Genomic DNA, 25,110 nt, shown 5'->3' with positions numbered 1-25,110 from the left:
AAAGTAGTTCTGATCCATTTACATTATGATGGACGACAGGCAGTATTCGTTCCTGCAGTCTCCAGACGACCCTCTTCAATGAGTCGATAAGCGCGTTGAACTTCTTCATCTGTAGGGGACGGAACTCCCTCCAGCGGATACGCCTTACCGAGCATTTCCCATTTGTAAACACCCATTTGATGGTAAGGTAAAATTTCGAATTTTTCGACTCCGTTCAACGTTCCAATGAACCGTCCCAAATTTAGTAGATCTTGCTCGTCATCATGAATACCCGGTACAAATACGTGTCTAATCCACATCTTGCGCCCTTGCTCAGACAACCATCGGGCCGTACTTAACATACGGTCGTTAGACTTGCCTGTAAGCTTAATATGCTTGTCGTTATCGATGTGCTTAATATCTAGTAGTACCAAATCCGTTACGTCCAGCAGATCATGGATACGACCTGCATCATTAAAGCCGTTACTGTCCAATGTCGTGTGCAAATTCCAGCGACGTTTCACTTCTTTGAACAGCGCTGCTACAAAATGAGCTTGCAATGTCGGTTCTCCACCGGATACGGTTAATCCGCCTCCTGAAGAACGGTAATAGGCTAAATATGGCTCAATCTCAGCCAATACTTCTTCTAACGTCATCGGGTTACCTTCATTCAAGGCCCAAGTGTCCGGATTATGGCAATATTGACATTTTAACAAGCATCCTTGCATAAAGAGCACGAAGCGGATGCCGGGACCATCGACGGTCCCGAAGGTTTCCAATGAGTGTATGTGACCTTTCAACATGTTGCATCATCCTTCCCGCATCCGCTATGCGTGCGTCAGTGTATTATTTGATACGTAAAACTTATTTACATTGTACCGTGGAAAGTACGGTTAATAACATCCAATTGTTGCTCACGAGTCAGCTTGATAAAGTTAACGGCATAGCCGGAAACACGAATCGTAAGTTGTGGATAGTTTTCTGGGTGCTCCATTGCATCCAAAAGTTGTTCACGAGCAAACACATTGACATTCAGATGATGTGCGTGGCTTCCAAAATAGCCATCCATCATCGAAACAAGGTTTGTTTTGCGTGTTTCTTCTTCTTTACCCAGTGCTTTAGGCACGATAGAGAAGGTATTCGAAATACCATCTAAGCTGTGTTCATATGGCAATTTGGCTACGGAACTCAGAGATGCCAGAGCACCTTTTTTATCACGACCATGCATCGGGTTTGCACCTGGTGCGAACGGTTCGCCTGCTTTACGTCCATCAGGTGTTGTACCTGTTTTCTTACCATATACCACGTTGGAAGTAATAGTCAGTACTGATTGAGTAGGAACCGCATTACGATAAGCTTTATGTTTGCGGATCATGCTCATGAAGCTTTCTACCAGTTCTACAGCGATAGTATCTACGCGGTCATCGTTGTTACCGTAGCAAGGGTATTCGCCTTCGATTTCAAAGTCAACAGCAATTCCTTTTTCGTTACGAATTGGTTTAACTTTTGCATATTTAATGGCGCTCAAGGAGTCGGTAGCAACTGACAGACCCGCAATACCACAAGCCATGGTACGCAGAATATCACGGTCATGCAACGCCATTTCAATGCGTTCGTAGCTATATTTATCATGCATATAGTGAATAACATTCAAAGTGTTCATGTACAGTTTTGCCAGCCATTCCATCATAGGTTTGAAACGGCTCAACACTTCTTCGTAATCCAGCACTTCGCTTGTAATGGCTGGGAACTCAGGTCCTACTTGAACGCCGGATTTTTCATCCTTACCGCCGTTAATGGCATACAGCAGAGCTTTTGCCAAGTTGGCACGAGCACCAAAGAATTGCATTTGTTTACCGATTCTCATGGCGGATACACAACAAGCAATACCATAATCATCGCCGTAGATTGGACGCATCAAATCGTCATTTTCATATTGAATGGAGCTAGTTTCAATAGAAACTTTTGCACAATATTTTTTAAAGCCCTCAGGCAGTTTTTCTGACCACAGTACAGTCAAGTTAGGCTCTGGAGCAGGTCCTAAGTTGTACAGTGTGTGCAAGAAGCGGAAGCTGTTTTTGGTAACACGAGTTTCTCCAGTGACAGACATACCACCAATGGATTCTGTTACCCAAGTTGGGTCACCACTGAACAGTTCGTTGTAGTCAGGTGTACGCAGGAACTTAACAATACGCAGTTTCATAACAAAATGATCGACCAGTTCCTGAGCTTGTTCTTCGTTCATCGTACCTTCCTCAAGATCACGTTGAGTATAGATATCGAGGAATGAAGATACACGTCCCAAGGACATTGCTGCACCATTTTGTTCCTTAATCGCTGCGAGATATCCAAAATATACCCATTGGAAAGCTTCTTTTGCATTGTTAGCTGGTTTAGAAATATCAAAACCGTGCTCAGCAGCCATTTGTTTCAATTCATTCAAGGCACGAATTTGTTCAGAAATTTCTTCACGTAGACGGATTACGTCTTCTTCCATGGAATCAACTTCAAGGCTTTTCAATTGAAGTTTTTTATCTTGGATCAAGAAGTCTGCACCATACAGAGCTACGCGACGATAGTCACCGATTATACGACCACGACCGTATGCATCTGGCAAACCAGTAATGATACCAGCTTTACGAGCTGCTCTCATTTCATCTGTATAAGCGTCAAATACACCTTGGTTGTGCGTTTTACGAATATGAGTAAAAATGTCAACAATGCTTTGTGGCACTTCAAAACCATAGGCTTTGCAAGCGTCGATCATCATCCGAATTCCACCGAACGGTTGCAAAGAACGTTTGAATGGAGCATCTGTTTGTACACCGACAACTTGTTCTTTGTCCTTGTCCAAATAGCCTGGTTTATGTGAAATAATGGTGGATGGCGTATTCACGTCTACATCAAGCACACCGCCGTTTGCCAACTCTTTTTTAGTAAGATCAGATACAATTTCCCACAGTGCAGTTGTGTTAGCAGTAGGACCAACCAAAAATTCTTCATTACCAACATAAGGTGAGATATTGGTTTCAATAAAATCGTTGACGTTAACTTCTCTAGTCCATTTTCCTTTTTTAAAACCTCTCCAGCCAGATTGTTGCTCTTGTAATTCTCTCTCAATCACCGACATGTAAATCCCTCCAAATTGTTTGGTCTTCCGGACTTGTGATTTTTTTCACGTTTAAACTATTTCTTGAGCCCGGCCTTTTCACCGATGCCTTACGCTCAGTGTCGGGACCTTTCTTACACTCTTATTGTAGAATAATGATAGAGTGTAGTATGTGACATAAATCACAATATGAGTGATTTATGTCACTTTATTTTCCCTAGCTTCACGCCTATACCTTCAGCTTCGCCGCTCACCTCCCTTCCCAAACCAAGAGGCCCTCTATATAGAGAGCCTGCATTGGTATTGTATAGGAAAATGCTTTGTTACAAGCCTCTTCATACTATTATATTATTGATCAAAGCGTCCGTAGAAGGCATTGCGGTATACATCAGCCAATTCAGTAACCAGCGGCAGCTTTGGATTTGCAGTTGTACATTGATCCTCAAAAGCGCGGTCAGCCAGATAATCTACACGTGATTCAAAGTCTTTTGGATCGAATCCGAGTTGTTGGAACGATTCCTCGATACCGAGCGTTTTGTTCAACTTACGGATCGCGTCAATTAAGCTGTTAACCCCTTCTTCAGTGGTACGTGCAGGCAGTCCCAGTATGCGCGCGATTTCTGCATAACGCTCATCCGCAACAAAGTGCGAATATTTAGGGAACGAAGCAAATTTTGTCGGTTTTTTCGCATTGTAGCGAATAACGTGCGGCAGCAAGATAGCATTCGTGCGGCCATGCGCCGTATGGTATTGTCCGCCCCATTTATGTGCAAGACTGTGGTTAATACCCAAGAATGCATTAGCAAACGCCATACCTGCAAGTGTAGAAGCATTATGCATTTTTTCGCGAGCCAACTTGTCGCCGATCAGAGCCGATTGCTCCAGGTATTGGAATACCAGTTGAATGGCTTTAATTGCCAGACCATCTGTGTAATCATTGGCCATTACAGACACGTAAGCCTCGATAGCATGTGTCAGAACGTCCATACCTGTATCGGCTACAGCTGTTTTAGGCAGCGAATATACAAACACAGGGTCAATAATTGCCACATCAGGAGTCAACTCATAGTCAGCCAGCGGATACTTCGTGTTGCCCAGGTTTTTGTCTGTAATTACTGCAAACGATGTGACTTCCGAACCTGTACCCGAGGTTGTAGGGATAGCTACAAATTGTGCTTTTTGACCCAGACGTGGGTACTTGTAAATCCGTTTACGAATATCCATGAATTTTTGCTTCAAGTTATTGAAATCAGTATCCGGATATTCATAGAACATCCACATGCCTTTAGCAGCATCCATTGGCGAACCGCCGCCGAGTGCGATGATGCAATCCGGTTGGAAACGTCTCATCATTTCAGTACCACGCTCTACCGTAACTGTCGATGGATCTGGCTCAACTTCAGAGAACACTTCAATCGCAACTGGTGTTTGGCGCTGGTGCAAATAATGAATGACGCGGTCCACATATCCGAGTTTCACCATCATAGGGTCAGTGATAATGGCTACACGTGTGATATCAGGCATTTTAGCAAGATACTGTGTCGAATTTTTCTCAAAATAAATTTTGGAAGGTACTTTGAACCATTGCATATTCACCGTCCGTTTCGCCACCCTTTTCACATTAATCAAGTTAACTGCAGATACGTTCGACGAAGTCGAGTTACGACCGTACGAACCGCAACCAAGTGTCAACGAAGGAAGGTTGGTGTTGTAAATATCACCGATTGCACCATGTGTGGAAGGTGCATTTACAATGATACGACCTGTTTGCAAACGGTTTGCAAAGCGAGCGATAACGTCCTCATCTTGCGAATGGATAGCTGACGAGTGACCCATACCGCCGAACTCTACAACTTCAGCAGCACGTTGGATACCTTGCTCTGCATTTTTCACTTTGTAGCAAGCCAATACCGGACTCAATTTTTCCGCAGATAATGGGAATTTGGTTCCTACTCCTTCAATTTCAGCGACCAAAATTTTTGTTCCTGCCGGTACTGTAATGCCGCTCATTTCAGCTATTTTTACAGCAGACTGTCCGACGATGGCCGGGTTCACTGCACATTTTTCTACATTCATAGCCCCTTGAGTGAGCTTAGCTGCTTCTTCTTTATTTACAAAGTAGCAACCATTAGCAATCATCAATTTCTTCACTTGCTCGAAGATAGGCTCTTCGATAATTACGGCTTGTTCCGAAGCACAAATCATACCGTTATCAAAAGATTTAGAAAGGATAAGGTCGTTCACGGCCTGTTTGATATCGGCTGTTTTTTTCAATAAAGCAAGGTACGTTACCAGGACCTACGCCAAGTGCAGGTTTACCACAGCTATAAGCTGCCTTAACCATGCCTGATCCACCAGTTGCCAAAATCAATGCCACATCAGGGTGGTTCATCAGTACATTTGTTTTATCCATCGAAGGTGCTTCAATCCATTGGATGCAATCCGCTGGAGCACCATGTTTAACAGCTGCTTCAAGCAAGACGCGGGCTGCTTCCGCACTACACGATTGAGCAGATGGATGGAAGCCGAAAATGATTGGGTTACGTGTTTTAATGGCAATTAACGCTTTGAACATCGTAGTCGAAGTCGGGTTTGTTACTGGAGTAATCCCCATGATGATACCGACTGGCTCTGCAATCTTTTGGAAGCTATCGAAATCATTATCTTCAATGACACCAACGGTCTTCTCATTTTTGATGCTGTGATAGATATATTCTGTTGCAAACATGTTTTTGGTGATTTTGTCCTCGTACACGCCGCGTCCTGTTTCTTCAACAGCCAACTTCGCTAGGTGCATGTGCTTATCCATCCCTGCGAGTGCCATAGCTTGTACGATTTCGTCAATCTGCTCCTGATTCATACTCATGAAAGCTTGCTGTGCCCGGTTCGCCCGGTCAATCAGCGTTTGAATATACTGCTCTGCGCTTTGCTCTTTTTGAATAACCTCGTTTTTAACAGCCATTTCCCTCATCCTCCTGTTATCTCGTGTACTATCTCTTGTCTACGCACTGATCGTAACACAGCTTTCCAAGATATTTTGTGATTTTTTTCACAATCTATTTAAAATTTTATTTTATGACGTGAATTTAATCACAAAGTTTGGAATTCTGCCACTTTTACCCCCTCTTCTTGCCCCAAAAACTCATTGCACAGGTATATAATGAATTTGAATTGATCAAGTTGCAGATAAAAAACATAGGATACAAAGGGGAAATGGACGATGAGAAACCCTACAAATGTAATGGAAGCCCGCGGCAACACCTGTTGCTTCTCGGAGGCCAGCTTCAACCGGTTGCAAGTGATGATGAAAGATCGAGTCATGCCAGAAAGCTCGCATTTGTTCTGGGAAGGAGATACAGCGGATAAGCTGTTTTATATTAAGCGCGGACGCGTAAAGGTAACCAAAACAACGGATGAGGGTAAGGAACTTATTCTATATATGTATCAAAGCGGCGATCTTGTTGGTCAAGCTGATCCTTTCTTCGGCACCAAGCATTCCTTTTCTGCTGAGGTTCTGGAGGACAGTGATATTGGCGTAATCGATCATACAGATTTGGAGCTGCTTATTTGCCAGCATTGTGATTTTGCGATTGACTTTATGAAATGGATGGGATCGCATCATCGCATTACTCAGACCAAGTTCCGCGATTTGATGATGTACGGCAAGCCTGGCGCTCTATGTTCCACACTCATCCGACTATGCAACACCTATGGTGAGCCTCACGGCGACTATATCCTGATTCATAAAAAGATTACTCATACTGACTTATCAAATATGATCGGTGCTACCCGGGAAAGCGTAAATCGGATGCTCAGTGATCTGCGTAAGAAAAATGCAGTAGAATACGATAATGGTATGATTGTTGTCAAGGATTTGGAAATGCTGCAAGGTGTATGTCATTGTGAATTGTGCCCACGTGAGATTTGCCGGATATAATAAATTGTTTTTTAATGTAAAAGGGAGTGCTGTAAGCCATTATTAGCTTATAACACTCCCTAATTTTATTCCACTCCCCATTTTTTAGAGAACGGACGGGACAGTAACAAAGCACATAACTCGACCTTCTTCTGCCCTACACGCTTTAAAACTGAAAACATAGATAACTTAAATTTCCCATCTCATAGCTTCTATGGATGACCTTAGCTTTGTTTGCAGGATTGCCACTACCCATTGCAATAAACAACGGTACAAAGTGTTCTGCTCTAGGTACGGCCTGACGAGCAAATGGCGCTTCGCTTTCATAGTGATCCAAAGCTTCTATATCTCCGCTTTGCACTTTTTCGATAATCCAGTCATCAAAATCAATTGCCCAAGGCTCCGTTTTCGTTTCTCCCCATTTGACAATACGCAGATTATGGACAGTCACGCCACTGCCAATGACCAGAATATCTTGTTCTCCCAACTCACGCAACACCTCACCAATGGCAAATTGTGCTTTGGGCGAGAGGTACGGATTTACGGAAATCTGAACTACCGGAATGTCTGCCTCAGGATACATACGATGCAACAATGTCCAGGAACCATGATCCAGTCCCCTCACCCGATCAGTTTGTACATCGATGCCCTTTTGTTCATATAACTTTTTCAACTTATTAGCTAGTTCAACAGAACCATGTGCTGGATACTTCACTTCGTACAGTTCGGGTGGGAAGCCTCCAAAATCATAAATTGTATCGTATATGTCATCCATTGAACTAATCGTTAACACTTGCGTCTCCCAGTGAGCTGTAAAGATAACAATCGCCTTAGGGTGAACGCTTTTCCCCAACTGCTCTAGAAATGCAGTGTAGTCTGTCTGTTCAATAGCAAGCATAGGTGATCCGTGGGCTAAAAATAAAGATGGTACCATTAAAAAATCCCCTTATCGCAAACAATTTATTTTATTCACTTAGTAACTTTATGTAAGCAATAATACATAAGTAATATAGTAATGTCAATATAGATGCCAGCATATACTTAAAGATCAGCAATTCTTTAAATAAAGATTGATATAGGTATAAAGTCATAGTAATATGTAACTAATAAATTTAAAAATATTATTATATCCCGATACAAAGGACTGGTTTCTATGGAGATACATACTTCGAATTGCCCAAAATGCGGTTCCGTTTTCCGTCAAAATCTTAGAAACCTGTGTAATACTTGTATTCAAGAAGAAAATATATTCTTTGACCGCTGTTCTAACTATCTATGGAAGCATCCTTCTACTCATACCCGCCAACTCAGTGATGTGACTGGCACACCTATGGATTTGCTTACAGATTGGGTAAGATCAGGTAAATTTCCCTCCACATACAATCAGCTTGATTATCCTTGCGAGTCCTGCGGTTCTCCCATTTATGCAGGAAGACTTTGCCACTCGTGTTTAGGCACATTTCGTTCAGCCGCACTGGATATTCAATCCCGTGTCCCTCGCCGTACAACAGCCGGAGTATTCTCAGTAGCAGGGCGCGCTAAAAGCTATTAAGCCGTACTGCCTACCACAAAATAAAAAAACAGCCTTTTCCTAGGAAGAGGCTGTTTTGCTATGAGAAACACTTAATGAGTTTGGTGATCATCTAATCCATTCCTCAGCCCAAAATTGAATCTGCTCCATAACCGGCTGAAGTGCACGACCTTTGGTGGTTAGCTCATATTCAATGCGGACAGGAGTCTCCGGATATACATGGCGTGTAAGAATCCCTTCATTTTCCAGATCCTTCATCCGCTCTGATAACATTTTGTCACTCATTGTGGGAATCAGATTGGAAATATCCTTAAACCGCTTGGGACCGCTCATCATGGATTGAATAATCAATCCATTCCAGCGCTTACCCAGACATGAAAAGGCGGTTTCAAAACGCGGACACATTTTTGTAAATTGCGGTTGACTCTCCAAATTTTTCACCTTCTTTTGCATTTCGGTTTGATAAAGCTTTCCTTTTGTTAGTATATATCATTTTAGCATACTTTATCCCGAAAGAAAACACTTTCTTAAATTTAATACCTGTGCTGATAAAGTTGCCATGACCAAAACTGATTATACAACAAACCAATGCGGCAGGTATATGTCTAATTCGTTAAATACAAAAAGGCGGAATCCCCAGAGGTTCCGCCTGTAAACCTGTTATTTATATAATTCATCAATATGTGATAATTGTAACTATACCAACACTCCACCAAGCGGCCTTACCGGTTCACTTCTACCATATACTGGTTTTTTATTACTTGTCGGTGAAGCCCAACGGATGCTGTTAGCAATGACCTTCAAAATATCAGGCTGGTAATAAGTCGGATAGGTCTCATGTCCTGGTCGGAAATAAAATATTTTACCACTGCCTCGATGGAAGGTGCATCCAGTCCTAAATACTTCGCCGCCTTCAAAGTTACTGATAAAGACTAGTTCATCCGGCGCAGGAATATCAAAGAACTCGCCATACATCTCTTCCTGCTCTAAGAGAATTTTGCCGTCTATTCCTTCCGCAATAGGATGTGACGGATTTACTGACCAAATAATCTCCTGCTCGCCTGCAACTCTCCATTTTAAATCACAACTAGTGCCCATCAGAGCTTTAAATGGCTTGGCGAAATGGCCTGAGTGCAATACGATGAGGCCCATTCCTTCCTGCACACGCTTGACGACACGCGCTGTAACTTCATCGCTCACCTGATCGTGGGCTTTATGTCCCCACCACAGCAGCACATCTGTGGAATTGAGGATTTCTTCTTCCAAACCATGTTCGGCATTCTCACGCAAAGTAGCTGTTCGAATGGCAAAACCTTCATCTGCCAAGCCGTCAGCCAATGCTTGGTGTATGCCGTTAGGATAAATCCGTTTGGCTTCTTCATTTAACTTTTCGTTCAAAAATTCATTCCAAATGGTGACGTTAATCATCACAGTTCCCCCTATTAGGTTAGACCCACCACATCTCGCTCAGCGGTTCTTCAATCAGGACCTGGCGAAGATTATGGACAGCTTTAGTAAAGCCTTCTTCCACGGACATCAGACCGTCTTCATGCTCAATACTTACTACATAATCGTATCCCACCAGACGCAGAGCACTGATAATATCTGCCCAGGTTTTTACATCATGACCATAGCCCACAGTACGGAACTGCCATGCTCGATCTAACATATTCGTATACTCCTGCATATCGGTAAGTCCGTATTTATTAACATTGATCGGATCAATCGTCGTATCCTTGGCATGGAAATGGTGAATGGCTCCCTCTCGGCCTAAAATTTGAACCGCCTGTACGGGATCAATTCCCTGCCACCACATATGGCTCGGATCCAGATTAGCACCAATGACCTCTCCTGCCGCTTCACGCAAACGAAGCAAGGTTGCTGGTGTATGAACGGAGAAGCCCCCATGTAACTCCAGCCCTATTTTAACATGGTGATCTGCTGCAAATTTACCCGTTTCAGTCCAGTAAGGAATAATTTTATTCTCCCATTGCCACTTCAGCACTTCCTGGAAATCATTAGGCCACGGAGCCACAGGCCAGTTTGGATACTTCGCATCCTCGTGATCACCTGGACAGCCTGAGAAAGTGTTCACAACAGGAACTTCCAGCTTTTCTGCCAATCGGACGGTTTTAAGAAATGTGTCATGATCTGCCTGTGCCAAATGCTTTTGTGGATGAAGCGGATTACCATGACAGCTAAGCGCGCTAATCGTTAATCCCCGGGATTCTACTGCCTTTTTAAAATTTTTGAGCGCCGTATCGTTCTCTAGCAACTCATCAGGCTTGCAATGCTTATCTCCCGGGTTGCCACCTGTTCCGATTTCTACAGCATCCAGTCCCTGAGAAGCCACATAATCCAGCGCCTCCTCCAATGAACGTCCACCGAACAACACCATAAATACTCCAAGTTTCAAAAGAAATCCCTCCCTGTATCATATGTGAAAAAAGCTGCTTTCATTATAGTGATTGTCTATTCGGGATCATTACAAGGCTTAGTCAAAATAAACTGCTTTTCCTGTACGGGCCGATTCATAGATGGCTTCCAAAATTTCAGTAACCACCAGTGCCTGCTCCGGCTTCACAAGGAGTTCTTTGTCGTCCAGAATAGATTCAATCCACAGACGGGCTTCACGGTCTGCCTCATTTTCCGTTTCACCGGAGTAAAAGGCCACTCCTCCTGCATCTAGATCTATTTTCGTGTCAAACAAGCGGCTGTTCTTTTCTCCGTTAATACGCAACCCATCCTGCATATCTGCTCCACCCTCGGTACCGCATAACAACGTCTTGGCTTCACCAAACTCTACAACATTTAATGCCCAGCTGGATTCCAATACAATTGTGGCTCCATTTTGCATGGTGATGAATCCAAAAGCTGAGTCCTCTACTTTAAATTCATCAGGATTCCACGGTCCAAAAGCATTGGCTGCATTTTTTCGATCTCCCAGCTTATGGAAGGTTGAACCTAGTACACTTTTAGGCTTGTAATTATCCATCAGCCAGAGTGTCAAATCAAGTGCATGTGTGCCGATATCAATCAGCGGGCCACCACCCTGTTTCTCTTCATCCAAGAACACTCCCCAGGTGGGAACCGCACGGCGGCGTAGAGCAATGGCTTTACCAAGATAAATCTCACCAAGCTCTCCTTGCTCGACCAATTGCTTCAGATACAGACTGTCATCACGATAACGATTTTGATAAGCAATGGATAGCTTTTTGCCTGTACGGTTGGCCGCATCAAGCATTTCCCGTGCCTGCTCAGCAGTTTTAGCCATTGGCTTTTCACATAATACATGCTTACCTGCCTCAAGTGCCGCTACCGTAATTTCTGAGTGCGAGTCGTTAGGGGTACATACATGCACAACTTCAATGTCTTTATTTTCTAGCAGCTGACGGTAGTCGCTATAAACTTGCGATCCTTCAGCACCATACTTTTCAGCAGCCTCTTCAGCACGTTCCTGTATAATGTCACAGAAAGCTATGATTTCTGCTCTCTTTTGCTTGGCAAGACTCGGTAAGTGTTTACCGTTAGCAATGCCCCCACAACCGATAATCCCGATCTTAAGTGTTTTAGACATGAATATTTCCTCCCTGAGCTGCGTATTGTTGGAGCCACTTCATACTGGTTTCAATGCTTTCGATTGGAGGATTTGAGCTGAAATCCTGTTCCACAACAACCCAATCCACACCTGCTTCAATAGCGGCATCTGTAATGGTCTGAAGCTGCACTTCTCCTTGGCCTAACTCTACAGTAACTGCTTTTTTCTGCTCGTCGCGTGCCATATCCTTTAAGTGAATGATAGGCAGGCGTCCACGATATCGTCCGATGTATTCCACCGGATCATAGCCCGCATAGTATACCCAACAAGTATCCATTTCGACCTGTAACAAATCATCGGGAACCGCATCATATAAAGCATCGAATACCGGGTGATCATTGATTTTCTCTGTTAGCTCAAAATCATGATTGTGATAAGCCAGTATCAACCCATGCTCCTTTACTTTTTTACCAATACGATTCAGATTAACAAAAAGGTCATCCCACTCCCGCTCTTCTTCGGTTAAATAAGGAACAATGAGGTACTTGTTGCCCAATTCTTTGTGATACGCAATTTCCTCATCCAAATGATGCAGCAAGCGGCTGTATTGTATATGAGTTCCGACAACTTCCAGATTTAGTTCATCCAAAAGCGCCCTGACATCCTTGGCACTACGCCCGAAGAAGCTATGAAACTCAACCCCTTTATAGCCCAGCTCAGCTACCTTGCGCAATGTGCCTTCAAAATCCTGTTCAAGCTCTTCCCTAACTGTGTATAATTGCAATCCTACTTTAGTCAATCCCCTTCACCTCTTCGTTAGGATGAATTTCTGTTATATCTGTTCCATTACACATACTTGCCCGCCTTTGGTATCCGCACATCTGCCGTGCATGGCTGCCAGGCACTGGCAGATAAAATGCAAGCTCCATCTCAGGCTGGTGAAGCAATTCATCCACTTTGTATACGTTTTCAACATTCAATTTATTGGCCCTCTCCTTGGCCCTTCCATTCAATAGATCACCAAAGGTCACTACTTCAAAGGGCAAGTTGGTTTGGAGAATTTTAAGATATACCGAGCTAGTGTTACCACAGCTGATAATCCCGGCCTTGATTCGTTTTACGTCTTCACACTCCTTGGCCTCTAACATGTACTTTCTCATCTAACATGTAAGCTTTACAGTTCACATGGTATTCTATTTTGCTTTCGTTTAAAATGAATAATATGATTAAAACATGAACAATCTGGTCAATATTTGAAACAGCCATATGCCCAAAAGGAGTCATCATCATGTCTATCATTGAGCCTTGCCAGGTTCTTACCGCAGGCTATTCCTTCCACCGTAAGCCCTTTTATTCGAACCAGCCTGATGGAATCAAAAATTATTTGTTCCGACTGCAAACAGATGGACGCTGCCAAGCACGCATTGACGGGAAAATGACACGGATTGAGGCAGGTGACCTGCTGCTATTCAATCCTACCGAACCTTATGAACTGGATATTCACAGTGAGTTGAACCCCATGGGAGAGCAGGTTGTAGAAAGTGGGGATTATCATATTTTTTTCGGTGGTCCCTGGGTAGATGAGTGGTGGAATCATCACAAACGTCCCAACCGAATTAAGGTTCAGCTCACAGAAGCCCTGCTTGGCCTATTTCGTCAGCTCGTGTTGGAACAGCGACGTATTTCTAATCCTTACCCGGAAATATCAAGCTATTACATACGCATTTTATGTTTGGAGTTTGACCGTATACTATCCGAGCAGCCCACTGCTACTCATCATAACTATCTTGCTTATCAGATAAAAAATTATATTGAAGAAAATGCATCATCTAATTTTAAGCTGGATGACGTGTCTTCACACGTCGGAATCAGCGTATCCCGAGCAGTACACCTGTTTAAGGAAACGTTCGATACGAGCATTATGCAGTACACACTGGACATCAGGCTCAACATGGCAAGGGAGCGTATCATTTTCAGTCCCATGTCACTGGAACAAGCCGCAGAATCGTCAGGATTTGCAAACTACACATACTTTCACCGTGTGTTTCGTTCCCGCTTCGGTATGTCGCCTAAGGAATTCAGACTGATTCACCGCGAGCAATTGTAGAAAAAAAGAGAGCGTTCAGGGGAACGCTCACTTTTTTCTAACAAATCATTTAACGGGTGCTGCTTACATACCACAATCTAATTTTTTAAGGAGCGATTGTCAGCATCACAACCGACATCGGTGGCAGTGTAACATCCAAATGCTGACCTTGCAGCTGATAAGATGTAAAAGCTTTCTTTTTTACACGCTCTGGCTGATCAAATGTATTATGTGCCTGCATATCGTCACTGGCTAAGACAACACCATTGATCTTCTTAACCTCTTCGATCCCTCTTAGCTCAAGGCTTAAATTTGCCGATTCGCCCGGATGGACATTGCATAAGCTTATATGAATAAAGCCATCTTGTGCCTTAGAGGCGGACACACTTACTTGTGGGATGGAGTCTCCATCATACTCATAATTGCCTACCTTCGCATGAATAGCCAGTGCTTGTGCATCCTGATGCACTTTGAACATTTCAAATACATGGTATGTCGGGGTCAACAGCATAGCATGGCCTTCAGTTAGAACCATCGCTTGCAAAACGTTGACCATTTGAGCAATATTCGTCATCTGCACACGATCATGATGATTATGGAATATGTGCAGGTGTAGTCCGGCTACCAGCGCATCCCGCATCGTATTTTGCTGATACAGGAAGCCAGGATTGGTACCTGGTTCGGTCAGGAACCAAGTTCCCCATTCATCGACGATCAGCCCAACCCGTTTGTCAGGATCATATTGGTCCATAATGGCAGAGTGGCGAGTAATCAATTCATCCATGTGCAATGATTTTTTCATCGTCTCAAACCATTCTGCTTCATCAAAACCGACTGCGTGTCGTTTCCCTTCCCAACTCCCCGGTATTGTGTAGTTGTGTAGACTCAAACCGTCCATAAGGTGCCCGGCTTCGCGCATCAGTACTTCGGTCCAACGATAATCATCCACATTCGCCCCACCAGCTATTTGATAAATGCGATTCTCTCCATAATTACGGACATATGTCTGATAGCGGCGATACAGGTCAGCATAATATTCCGGGCGCATGTTACCGCCACAACCCCAGTTTTCGTTACCAACTCCAAAATATTTGAGCTTCCATGGTTTCTCACGACCGTTTTCCTGACGCCATGCAGCCATAGGGGACTCCCCGTCAAAGGTCATGTACTCTACCCACTCCGACATTTCCTGCACTGTACCACTGCCTACATTCCCACAGATATACGGCTCTGCATTCAATAGCTCACACAATTGGAAAAACTCATGTGTACCAAAATGGTTATTTTCAACCACACCGCCCCAGTGCGTATTTACCATTCTTTTGCGGTTTTCTTTCGGTCCGATCCCATCTTTCCAATGATATTCATCGGCAAAACAGCCCCCTGGCCAACGCAGCACAGGAATGTTCAGCTGTTTGAGCGCTTCCACCACATCATTTCGAATTCCGTCAGTGTTAGGGATTGGAGAGTCCTGTCCCACCCATAAACCTTCATAAATGCATCGTCCAAGATGCTCGGCAAATTGCCCATAAATATTTTTATTAATAACGCCCTGTTCCCAATCGGTATTTACAATAACAGAACCCTTCACCACAAAACCTCCCAAACATTAAAATTGTTGAAGTATCACAAAAATGATTACGCTTTCATAACCGCATAAATTACACTCACACTACCGTTCTCTTTTCGAACTCTAATATTACACATTGTCACACCTAACAATCCTTTTATTAATATAAATATTAATAATTAAACAAAAACATTTTACGTATTTAATATATTTTATTGTCTACAATTTGTCAATTGCTAACAACAAAGTCCAAGCAAACCAAAAAGGTCTGCCATTAAGGCAGACCAGGGGATGACTACTTTAGCCTGTAATCTCAGATTTAATTGAGTCTGGGCTTTGCATTTTTCAAACTGATCCTTGCCAACGTGAACCATGGTAGCTGGGACAATTTTGAGTTACTGCCAAGGCACGTATACGAACAATACTTCCACTAATGCCACATGTGTGACCGGACATTAACTCATTGCATTGTGCACAGGCCAACAGTCTGGCTTTGTATACTTCATCGTTTACACAATCCATTTTGGGTCTCATATTGTTAAGAATTCTGGTAATTTGCTCTTCCGATAAAGCGATATCTCTTTCACAGCCTTTACAAGTACTTGGCACAGGTATATCTTCCATCGTCAGCTTACCCTCCCCGATCAACAATATCCTCAGTAAAAACAGTTTATTTCCACGATGCCACGAATGACTTTGCCAGATGCTTTATTATAGGTGGACTTATTTCCGTTCCGACGGGAGCTCGGCGGCCGCCTCGGATACGACCATCGCCAAGTCCTCATTTCCGAACATGGACAGCACCCCTAATACCGTATCCAGCGGAATATCACCTGCTTCTTCGCGCGATACAGTCAGCTTGCGTATTCGCAGCAGACGCTCGTTGCTATCCTGCTGCGGATACGCTGTACGATATAATTCCTCTGGTTCCAAGTCGTTATTGATGCACCATTGAGCAAACACAAGGATCATCATATCTTCTTCTTGCTTATAATTTTCAATGATGGCTTCTTCTACCTGTTTACCGCGGTTGTCTTCTTCCATTGATACATTTCTCCTTCAACCTAATTCTTGATGTCTGGATCATCATGGTTCGATATTAATCACTCAAACCACTAATCAGTTCTTCCGCTAGCATATGGCTTTCCAACACTTTTCCAGCTTGTATAGCACACTCCTCCGGACGATGAATATGCTCCAGAAAATGATTCACCACCCCGGTGAATCCCCGTCTTTCCAATATTGTCTCCCAGCTTCCAAAAGTTTGCGTTCGTGATAAATGATTTTTTTGCATGAAAACAGCCTGTTCCATATTCGTGACTTCAACAGACCGTCCTGCCCCGTGAAGCTCCAGCTTCTCTATGTCAGCTCCTGCCTGTCTGCTCATACTGTATGTACCGGCAGCATTCCCCAAACGCAAAGTCCCGAACGCAGCGTCCATATACCCTTCACTTGTTGTATCCAGACTACTATGTAGTAGCTCATAATTATCGCCACCCAGCCACAGTAGCAAATCAAGCATATGAATTAAATCATCATAAACCGTCTGTGTCGCCGGTCTACGATCATATCCAGTTCGGTGTTTAATCGCCGCACATTGACTGAAACCGCCCACTTCCTCTAGCCAAGCTTTTGCAGCCACATAGTGCGGAGCAAAACGTCGATTAAAACCTACCGCCAGCAGTACAGCCTGTGCTTCCGCGAAAGCAGTCATTTCCAAATTTTGACGAACATCATAGGACAATGGTTTATCTACGTACACCGCTATCCCTTTTTCAATACACGCCATAACTAGGTCAAAATGAGCTTCGGTGGCCGCATGTATAAATACAGCTTCCGGCTCCCATGCCAGCATTTCCTTCACGTCCGTCGTTCCTCTTGGTAGTCTATACTGCTCCATAGTAGAACTGACCGGCTCCTGTGAACGGTTCATCACTCCTACAATGTCTACGCCTTGGTGTGCAGCCAGTAACGGCAGATACACTTTACGAGCGATTCCACCTAATCCTGCAATAGCTACTCTTGTCTTGATTTGCTTGTCCATATCGTTCCACCTCTAATCACTCATTTCATCTGTTGTCTAGTTTACATGGAAGTCCGCTGACAAGCAAAGAAAAGAGACTGCCCCTGATCCAGATGGATCTGAGGAACAGCCTCTAAGACTTGAGTATCCAGCTTCAGCCAGATTACTTCAATATAAGTTAGCTTATGCGTGCAACGCTTCTTTTTTTGTTTTCTCACTTTTTACTTTTTTAACACGCATCCCGATGGCTACAACCAGAACTACAATCAAGGCTTCAAAACCGTATTTAACGACTCCATTTGCGAACCAGTGTGCAATTAATGGCTCGGCCACCACCATTTTAGCAGCGGTATACGCTAATACTGCGGCTCCAATCGTGATCACTACTGGGTAACGTTCTGTCAGTTTCAGAATAATCGTGCTTCCCCACACCATGATCGGAACGGAGATTGCCAGACCGAGAATAACAAGTAGCATATTTCCATGAGCGGCTCCCGCAACAGCAAGCACATTATCGAGTCCCATCATTGTATCCGCAATAATAATGGTGCGAATCGCTGCCCACATCTGATTTGTAGCTGAAATTTCATGTTTTTTCTCTTCGACCAACAACTTATAGGCGATATAGATAAGGGCCAGACCCCCAACCAAACGCAATCCATATATTTGCAGTAAGTATGTGACCAGTACTGTAGCAATCACACGAATGACGACTGCTCCGACCGTTCCCCAGATAATGACCTTCTTTTGATTGGCCTTATCAACATTCCGCGCCGCCAAGCCAATTACGATCGCATTGTCACCAGCTAGCACCAGATCAATGATAATAATGGACAATAATGCGGTTAAAAACTCAATTGACAAAAAATCCATACGTTTCTCCCACCTTCTTTGTTTATTTGTTATACTGTACATAGTTCAGCGCTTTATACTAAAAAAAAAGCGCCATTTCGCGGAATCCGGAAATGGCGCTTGACCCAATTTTGGCATCAAAAAAAGACCATTTACCCGGATTCCTAAAATCCTGGCAAAGGTCTCGCTTACAACATTACGTTGCCAATAAAGCCGGGGATTAAGAATCCCGTAATGACGACTTTACTCGCTGAGCTACTCCCCTTTGGGAACTATTCTGTTAGTGGCAGTATAGCATACATTTTTGGGAATGTGAACCCCATTTTTTTCTGTATAAGCAATAAGCCGAACAGGGATATTGAAAGAGGTATATAAATGAAAAAATGGTTGCTCCCCGCGGCTTATGTTTCGCTGCTCTGCATCGCGTTTATCTACAGATATGATTGGCTCGCCTGGGCAAACAAGCAAACCTCCTTTCCGGTTCTGCTACTGCTCGCATTTTTATTCGCATTAATTCCGTTTATCCCTTACAAGCTGATTATCGCTTCCATTGCTTATGCAGCAGGCGCCTGGCAAGGTGCTTTGATTTGCTGGCTTGGCACTACTTTGGCTGCGTTGGTCGTTTACAGTGCTGTACGTACCCTGTTCCGTGACAAAGGACGTACATATTTGGAGCGTGTTCCCGCACTGGAGCGCTTCAATCAGGTCATGGAGAAAGAGCCTTTTACTGCTGTGCTACTGGCTCGTTTGATTCCAATCATTCCTCAGGCAGCTGTAAATGTATATGCCGGAGTAGCAGGGTTTCCGTTTTGGAGCTTTATGCTAGGCACAGCGATCGGCAAGCTTCCCGCGATTGCAGTGTATGCTTATGCAGGCGGTACCTTTGCGGAACATCCAATCACGGGTTTGCTTATTTTGCTGCTATATACTGCACTGGTAGGTGGAGGGTTTGTACTTTACAGAAAAAGAGTTAGGCGCGTCAACAAAACATAACACCAATGAGTTTGTGCCGCTTCTGTAGAATGTTTCATTGCAGTTTTTGGGACACACTACAGCTACGCAACTGAGTACTTTCTGATGTTTCGTTGGATTTTGCAAAAATCCCGTATATAATTTAATTGTAAGCTATTTAAATAACAACTAATTAAACATTCTCAGATTGGAGTGATAAAATATGAGCACCAACAATCCAAATACGGTAGAAAAGGCAACTTTTGCGGGTGGCTGCTTCTGGTGCATGGTCTCCCCTTTTGAGGAAATGCCCGGTATTTTGAAGGTTAGATCTGGATATACAGGGGGACATACCGAAAATCCTACCTATGAAGAGGTATGCTCTGAAACAACGGGACATGTGGAAGCCGTACAAATTACATTCGACCCTCAAGTGTTCCCATATGAAAAACTGTTGGAGCTATTTTGGCAACAGATTGATCCAACGGATGAAGGTGGACAGTTCCACGATAGAGGTTCATCCTACCAAACGGCTATTTTCTATCATAATGATGAACAACGCATCAAGGCAGAGGCTTCCAAAGAAGCTCTCGCTCAAAGTGGCCGTTTTGACAAGCCCATTGCTACATCTATCCTGCCTGCGGCAACTTTTTATGAAGCAGAAGAATATCATCAGGACTATCATAAGAAGAACCCCGCTCACTACAAACGCTATCGCAAAGGCTCAGGACGTGAAGATTTTATTGAGCAAAATTGGTCTGCCAAGATTGATAAATCCGATCTTAAAGATCGGCTGACGCCTATTCAATACGAAGTAACACAAAAAAACGCAACCGAGCGCCCATTTCAAAATGAGTTTTGGGATCATGAAGCTGAAGGCATTTACGTGGATATCGTATCAGGAGAACCTTTGTTTAGTTCACTGGACAAATATGATGCGGGTTGCGGCTGGCCTAGCTTTACCCGTCCGTTGCGCAGTTACAATGTCAAAGAAAAGACCGATCTCAGCCATTTCATGATTCGTACCGAGGTCCGAAGTCGCGAAGCAGATTCCCATTTAGGGCACGTATTCGATGATGGTCCAGGTCCAGAGGGTTTGCGTTATTGCATCAATTCTGCCGCGCTCCGCTTTGTGCCTCAGGAAGACTTGGAGCGTGAAGGATATGGAGCCTATAAGTCATTATTTGAAAAGTAAGTAGCCGTAAAAATAACGAGGCTGACCCGGAATCTATCTGTATTCGATGATCACGGGTCAGCTTTTTTTTGATATGGTAGCGCATCTACTGATTTAGCTCATCACCCACCCAAGCCAAATGGCTAGCGGTACCAGCAATAGCTGAGCTAATAAAGTTCCTGCCAAACGCGAGATGATCATCCATCCGTACACGCTGTTCATTCGGATTAGGGGCAGCTCCCCTCGTAGCGTTTTTTCTGACAACACCGCCAATCTTGGATCAATTAACAAGGTCAACAATACCGTCGCGACACCATTGATTAAGCCTGACGACATTGACATTGCCGTACCTTGAGCGGGCCATAGGAATGACGCATACAAGGCAGATACCACTCCGGTTGTATAAATTGCGGTAACGGCAATATTTAAAATAATTAGACGCTTGGGGATCACTCCACTGATCAGAGAGGTAAACATGGACCAGCTAGGGCGCTTTATGTAGTAGCCTGCATGCTTCCAGCAATTTCGCTTTATTAAATGACGTATTAAAGCCGGAATAGATCCAGTATGCTCCAAATGTACAATCCATCTGGCTGACATGCGTACCACTGTTGGATACAGTAATATAGCAAGCATAGTTCCAACGGTGGCGGCCAGCAGTACCCCGTGCATATACAGTTCCAGTCTCATATCCGTTCCGCCCAATTGTGCTGCCTCTTTAGCCTGATCGACCATCCCTCCAAGTAAAGGTCCCTGTGCCATATTGGAGGTACGTGAAACCAACAGCAGCATTCCGGCCACGGTTAATGCCAATCCAATCCGACGTGCTCGCAAACCACCAAGCCGAAGAGCATAGGACAAGCTATCGGTAGTATGAATGATGATGGTTAGTAAAAAAACGAAACCCCAGGCAAGCAAATGTTTCACTCCTTTTTCTGGTATTCTGCTCACCATTATACGCTTTTTCTTAAGATAAATTTTACAATATATTCATTACTCTAATTTTTGTTAGTCTAAGCCGACAACGGGTAATACATAATACATCACCTGCTAAAAAGGAGTGTGCAACCATGCCTTGGAACAAACATGATTACCCGCCATCCATGAAAAATCTAGAACCCCGTGTGCGAGAAAAAGCCGTTGATATCGCTAACGCTCTACTCCGCGAAGGCTATGAAGAAGGGCGTGCGATTGCGATTGCCACTGCACAAGCTGAGGAATGGAACGATAATCATCCAGTAGAAAAAAATAAGAAGCAGTAGAAAAAATATAAAAAATAGCATTCAAGCAGTACTTAGTATGATGATCAACACTTGCCTCTTCCCATACTAAAGGTTCATTTGTGTGGTACTGCACGAGGGTCTCTGAGCGATCAAAGGAGAGGGAGGCGAACAGAACGGGTGTATCCATTCTACTTTAAAGCCTTTCTGATGAAGCTAAATACAGCGAAAGGGTGTTACGTAAGAAGATTTCTCTCCTGACGTAACACCCTTTCCTTATTGACGAAGGCTGTGGACGACCGGCACTGTTTTGGCAACTACCTTTTTAGCGGGAATAGCCGCTGGGAGTACCTTTTTCACAGGTCGGTGCAATTGGAACGTGGTCGTCCATGTAATTATTTTTCCGGCAAGCCACACAGCCAGTATTGTAAACATTGTTTCCTTCACAGGCAGATACAACAGCGATAATCCCAGTACGATGATGTCACTGACGATAAACACATTGCCGATTTTCCATCCGCGCCACTCGCTGATTAGCAGAGACAAAATATCATCGCCCCCGGTTGCTCCACCGAATCGCAGTACGATTCCGGCTCCTAAACCTGTGAGCACCCCACAAAGTAGAGCTGCTATTAGCAGATTTCCATGCAGGTCTATAACCAGAGTCGAATATTTCTCAAATCCTGCATAAAACAGTGAAAAGGCGACGGCTCCGATTAATGCTAGCATCATAAATCTTTTGCCCTTCAGTACCCATGCTAGCAATATGACGGGAACATCAAGCATCAGCATACTCCATGCTGGAGATATGCCAAACGCATAATGACCCAGCAAAGCTAAGCCTGCAAATCCGCCCTCTGATAAATGATTCTGGGCATTAATGTGATAGTACGTAAAAGCTAAAATGCATGTTCCGAGCAACATGACAGCAATCTGTCTCAGTGCTCCATTGTTCACGATAGATTCGTAAGTTTTCCTCATACAGGCTCCCTCGGTTTCTCGTAAGTTTGATGTGGATGAACCCACTCTTACGGAAGCAACCTGGTAAGATGTGCCTGGAGGACTTGGTCCTTCGCATGTACAATCCCCTCTTCCGCAGAGTTGGCTTTCGCAACTTGACGTTACTCCGCGGAAAAGCTAAGTATAAGACAGATCAAATCGTTTCCAAATCGTCCTTTGGGGAAGTATCCTTCGGGGACACATGGTATCCTGATCCTTTCTTTTGTGGAATAAAACTCCGACATTTCTGTGGTGCATATAATTCTATAATTTATTATACCACACCTTGTCACCTGCTAAACAGCTTGCTTTTTTTGCTGCACCATATTTTATTTTATGTGCGAGCATGCTTTATTGTATGTGCGAGTTGACGCATTATACCAAAGGTTTGGCGAATACACACTTAATGACCTGAGTGAGTTTTATTTTCACTTGGAGCTATTACCCTTAGTTTGGCTGTTCTGCGCTGATTGGCCATAAATACGCCCCCGAGTATAAGAAGCAGCCCGGTCAGCACGTTCCAGCCGATATGCTCATTCAGAAGTAAAAAGCCCCATACGATGGCGCTCACGGGTACAAAATACGTTACCGAAGAAGCGAATTCCGCACTCCCGCGCAAAATCATATAGTTGAACAAGATATATGCTACCCCTGATCCCAAAACTCCTAGCCCTATGAGGGAACCCAATACTCCTGGAACAGAAACGATCGACAAATCCGGTCTCTCTACAATTGCCATCATAATACCACCCCCTGCTGTCGCACCAAACAGTGTCGCAAAGGTAGCCTGATACATGGAAAGATTGGAGAGAAAACGTTTGGAGAGCTGTGTTCCAAATCCGTAGCAGAGAGTCGCAAGCAGCATACATCCAAAACCTACAGGATCAACAGAAATAATAGAGGCAGGATTAATACCCAATAAAATAATAATTCCTATAAAAGCGAGCCCCATTCCTAACCACTGCAGGCGATGAAATATAGCTCCGAAGAAGACAAGGCCCACCAACATAGTCCATATTGGCGTGGTCGCATTCAATACAGAAGCCATGCTGCTAGCTATTCTGGTCTCACTAAAACCAATCAATGTCCATGGTAAAACCATGTTGACACATGCTACCAGAATAACCGATTTCCACGGAATGCTTTTGATTTTAAACGGCTTGCGCATAAGAAGCATTAATAAGACGATAAAAATAAGACCAAAGCTGGAGCGCAGAAATACAATGGTCCACGGTCCTACTTGATGTAGCAATAACACCTTAATAAACATAAAGGAACCGCCCCAAATAAGGCTCAACAATAATAAAGCTACATATAACGAACGTGACAATATGTAAACCTTCTTTCTCTACTTTCTTAAGTTAAATAGTAAAAATGACCGCTAGCAGAACACTATCCCCTTCTATGTAAGGTTTTTTATCCATCAGCTTAACACAAACTCTGTTTGACTGTCATCGGTCATATACGAAAGAACCTTTAGGCAATGGCACATGGAAGTAGGGCTCCCTGCCCCTTTTCCAATAATTGATGATTGCTTTGGCAATAGAAAAATCTCTATGATGAGGTATATACAGAACGTGTGTTCTATATACTTATTATATATTGTAATTTTACTCCAAGTAAAGGAGATATTTATGACAAACAAAAAGGTACTTGATAACAAGCATAAAGCTCCTTTGCCTTCTGAAGAAGACGCAGGACTGATCAAGATGTGTGTACTTCTAACTCTTGTGCTAGATGTGTTGGAACGAGACATTCGTATTATGAATATCTCTCCTCTAAAAATGCCCGATTTGTATATTCGTAGCCTGACTGAAGTACAACAGCGCATAACTGTTCAATTAGCAGAAACAAAAGCGCGAATGAAAAGACAGGGAGTGAAAATATACAGCGAAATCCGAAATCATGAAGGCGTAGAGGTTTTGTATGTATGCCGCGGTTACCAAAGGCGATTTTTCATGCTTTCATCCTTTGCCCGCAGTGAGGTTCGGCGTAAACTCGGATACTACCTGGGAATTGATCTGACCCAAGACTATGCCCCCTTATAATCTCGCCTTGCCTACTTGCCTAAACAAAGAGAAGATTTTAAAGCCCATTGGTTACATAGCAAATAATTTGGCTCGTATTTTCAAAAAGGAGAAATCTAAAATATGAAAAAAAAG

23 protein-coding genes and 1 pseudogene are annotated in these 25,110 nt (G+C 43.6%); 6 read left to right on the top strand and 18 right to left on the bottom strand.

The genetic code is table 11. The features are described 5' to 3' along the window. Positions 1 to 23 precede the first annotated feature (23 nt). The 3 genes and pseudogenes from pflA to adhE form a co-directional block, all read right to left on the bottom strand. Positions 24 to 782 carry a pyruvate formate-lyase-activating protein gene (gene pflA / locus BN1546_RS21910; RefSeq protein WP_090738823.1) on the bottom strand — a complete coding sequence of 253 codons (759 nt, stop codon included), beginning with the start codon at positions 780 to 782 and terminating at the stop codon, positions 24 to 26. Positions 783 to 847: 65 nt separating this feature from the next. Beyond that, on the bottom strand, positions 848 to 3,109 hold the full coding sequence (gene pflB, locus BN1546_RS21905; protein ID WP_040103435.1) for a formate C-acetyltransferase: 2,262 nt from the start codon (positions 3,107 to 3,109) through the stop codon (positions 848 to 850). Positions 3,110 to 3,436: 327 nt separating this feature from the next. Further along, positions 3,437 to 6,050: pseudogene (adhE, locus tag BN1546_RS21900) on the bottom strand (bifunctional acetaldehyde-CoA/alcohol dehydrogenase). 258 nt (positions 6,051 to 6,308) lie between these two features. On the opposite strand from adhE, the gene BN1546_RS21890 reads away from it, so the two are divergent. Continuing rightward, positions 6,309 to 7,025, top strand: a complete 717-nt coding sequence (locus tag BN1546_RS21890; RefSeq protein ID WP_014599995.1) for a Crp/Fnr family transcriptional regulator — start codon at positions 6,309 to 6,311, stop codon at positions 7,023 to 7,025. A gap of 145 nt (positions 7,026 to 7,170) precedes the next feature. On the opposite strand, the gene BN1546_RS21885 is transcribed toward BN1546_RS21890, so the two are convergent. The 7 genes from BN1546_RS21885 to BN1546_RS21850 all read right to left on the bottom strand — a co-directional run bounded on the left by BN1546_RS21885 (position 7,171) and on the right by BN1546_RS21850 (position 13,221). Next, positions 7,171 to 7,938, bottom strand: coding sequence for a DODA-type extradiol aromatic ring-opening family dioxygenase (locus BN1546_RS21885; RefSeq protein ID WP_025674991.1), 768 nt, complete (start codon positions 7,936 to 7,938; stop codon positions 7,171 to 7,173). Between the two features lie 705 nt (positions 7,939 to 8,643). After that, positions 8,644 to 8,988 (bottom strand): winged helix-turn-helix transcriptional regulator, encoded by a 345-nt coding sequence (locus tag BN1546_RS21875; protein WP_013371810.1) that lies wholly within the window; start codon positions 8,986 to 8,988, stop codon positions 8,644 to 8,646. Between the two features lie 243 nt (positions 8,989 to 9,231). After that, positions 9,232 to 9,963, bottom strand: coding sequence for a ThuA domain-containing protein (locus BN1546_RS21870; RefSeq protein ID WP_013371811.1), 732 nt, complete (start codon positions 9,961 to 9,963; stop codon positions 9,232 to 9,234). Between the two features lie 19 nt (positions 9,964 to 9,982). Next, positions 9,983 to 10,951: a sugar phosphate isomerase/epimerase family protein gene (locus BN1546_RS21865; RefSeq protein ID WP_013371812.1), complete on the bottom strand. Its 969-nt coding sequence runs from the start codon at positions 10,949 to 10,951 to the stop codon at positions 9,983 to 9,985. Between the two features lie 78 nt (positions 10,952 to 11,029). Then, a complete protein-coding gene (locus BN1546_RS21860) occupies positions 11,030 to 12,112 on the bottom strand; it encodes a Gfo/Idh/MocA family protein (protein ID WP_013371813.1) in 1,083 nt (360 codons plus the stop codon). Next, entirely contained in the window at positions 12,105 to 12,872 is a 768-nt protein-coding gene (locus BN1546_RS21855) for a sugar phosphate isomerase/epimerase family protein (RefSeq protein ID WP_090738822.1), read from the bottom strand. Before BN1546_RS21855 ends, BN1546_RS21860 begins: the two co-directional genes overlap by 8 nt. Continuing rightward, positions 12,865 to 13,221, bottom strand: a complete 357-nt coding sequence (locus tag BN1546_RS21850; protein WP_058829778.1) for a Gfo/Idh/MocA family oxidoreductase — start codon at positions 13,219 to 13,221, stop codon at positions 12,865 to 12,867. Before BN1546_RS21850 ends, BN1546_RS21855 begins: the two co-directional genes overlap by 8 nt. 140 nt (positions 13,222 to 13,361) lie before the next feature. Here BN1546_RS21850 and BN1546_RS21845 point away from each other — a divergent pair, with 140 nt between their 5' ends. Next, on the top strand, positions 13,362 to 14,180 hold the full coding sequence (locus tag BN1546_RS21845) for an AraC family transcriptional regulator (RefSeq protein WP_058829779.1): 819 nt from the start codon (positions 13,362 to 13,364) through the stop codon (positions 14,178 to 14,180). Between the two features lie 85 nt (positions 14,181 to 14,265). Here the strand turns inward: BN1546_RS21845 and BN1546_RS21840 are convergent, their stop codons facing one another. The 5 genes from BN1546_RS21840 to BN1546_RS21820 form a co-directional block, all read right to left on the bottom strand. Beyond that, positions 14,266 to 15,750 carry an alpha-N-arabinofuranosidase gene (locus BN1546_RS21840; protein ID WP_058829780.1) on the bottom strand — a complete coding sequence of 495 codons (1,485 nt, stop codon included), beginning with the start codon at positions 15,748 to 15,750 and terminating at the stop codon, positions 14,266 to 14,268. A 324-nt stretch (positions 15,751 to 16,074) separates the two neighbouring features. Continuing rightward, positions 16,075 to 16,353: a hypothetical protein gene (locus tag BN1546_RS28540; protein WP_040103428.1), complete on the bottom strand. Its 279-nt coding sequence runs from the start codon at positions 16,351 to 16,353 to the stop codon at positions 16,075 to 16,077. Between the two features lie 99 nt (positions 16,354 to 16,452). Next, entirely contained in the window at positions 16,453 to 16,773 is a 321-nt protein-coding gene (locus BN1546_RS21830) for a hypothetical protein (protein WP_040103427.1), read from the bottom strand. Between the two features lie 55 nt (positions 16,774 to 16,828). Next, positions 16,829 to 17,773 (bottom strand): Gfo/Idh/MocA family protein, encoded by a 945-nt coding sequence (locus BN1546_RS21825; protein WP_040103426.1) that lies wholly within the window; start codon positions 17,771 to 17,773, stop codon positions 16,829 to 16,831. 162 nt (positions 17,774 to 17,935) lie between these two features. After that, positions 17,936 to 18,625: a TerC family protein gene (locus BN1546_RS21820; protein ID WP_040103425.1), complete on the bottom strand. Its 690-nt coding sequence runs from the start codon at positions 18,623 to 18,625 to the stop codon at positions 17,936 to 17,938. Positions 18,626 to 18,979: 354 nt separating this feature from the next. Between BN1546_RS21820 and BN1546_RS21815 the strand changes: the two genes are divergently transcribed. Then, the gene (locus BN1546_RS21815; protein WP_040103424.1) at positions 18,980 to 19,597 is read left to right on the top strand and encodes a TVP38/TMEM64 family protein; all 618 of its coding nucleotides are present in this window, start codon (positions 18,980 to 18,982) and stop codon (positions 19,595 to 19,597) included. A gap of 181 nt (positions 19,598 to 19,778) precedes the next feature. Continuing rightward, positions 19,779 to 20,750: a peptide-methionine (S)-S-oxide reductase MsrA gene (gene msrA, locus BN1546_RS21810; RefSeq protein ID WP_013371823.1), complete on the top strand. Its 972-nt coding sequence runs from the start codon at positions 19,779 to 19,781 to the stop codon at positions 20,748 to 20,750. 93 nt (positions 20,751 to 20,843) lie between these two features. Here msrA and BN1546_RS21805 read toward each other — a convergent pair whose 3' ends face one another. Further along, positions 20,844 to 21,647 (bottom strand): lipid II flippase Amj family protein, encoded by an 804-nt coding sequence (locus BN1546_RS21805; protein ID WP_040103423.1) that lies wholly within the window; start codon positions 21,645 to 21,647, stop codon positions 20,844 to 20,846. 152 nt (positions 21,648 to 21,799) lie between these two features. Here BN1546_RS21805 and BN1546_RS21800 point away from each other — a divergent pair, with 152 nt between their 5' ends. Continuing rightward, positions 21,800 to 21,991: a DUF2188 domain-containing protein gene (locus tag BN1546_RS21800; protein WP_090738821.1), complete on the top strand. Its 192-nt coding sequence runs from the start codon at positions 21,800 to 21,802 to the stop codon at positions 21,989 to 21,991. Positions 21,992 to 22,225: 234 nt separating this feature from the next. Here BN1546_RS21800 and BN1546_RS21795 read toward each other — a convergent pair whose 3' ends face one another. Both BN1546_RS21795 and BN1546_RS21790 read right to left on the bottom strand, forming a co-directional pair. After that, complete coding sequence (locus BN1546_RS21795) at positions 22,226 to 22,930, bottom strand: YitT family protein (RefSeq protein ID WP_013371826.1); 705 nt, start codon at positions 22,928 to 22,930, stop codon at positions 22,226 to 22,228. Between the two features lie 421 nt (positions 22,931 to 23,351). Next, the gene (locus tag BN1546_RS21790) at positions 23,352 to 24,278 is read right to left on the bottom strand and encodes a DMT family transporter (protein WP_090738820.1); all 927 of its coding nucleotides are present in this window, start codon (positions 24,276 to 24,278) and stop codon (positions 23,352 to 23,354) included. Positions 24,279 to 24,582: 304 nt separating this feature from the next. Here BN1546_RS21790 and BN1546_RS21785 point away from each other — a divergent pair, with 304 nt between their 5' ends. After that, positions 24,583 to 24,996: a YhjD family protein gene (locus tag BN1546_RS21785; RefSeq protein ID WP_013371828.1), complete on the top strand. Its 414-nt coding sequence runs from the start codon at positions 24,583 to 24,585 to the stop codon at positions 24,994 to 24,996. Positions 24,997 to 25,110: the final 114 nt, after the last annotated feature.

The sequence above is a fragment of the Paenibacillus sp. Mc5Re-14 genome (assembly GCF_001049835.1).
GTDB lineage: Bacteria > Bacillota > Bacilli > Paenibacillales > Paenibacillaceae > Paenibacillus > Paenibacillus polymyxa_C.
The sequence above is the reverse complement of the archived record's forward strand: the minus strand, read 5'-3'. Positions and strand labels throughout refer to the sequence as shown.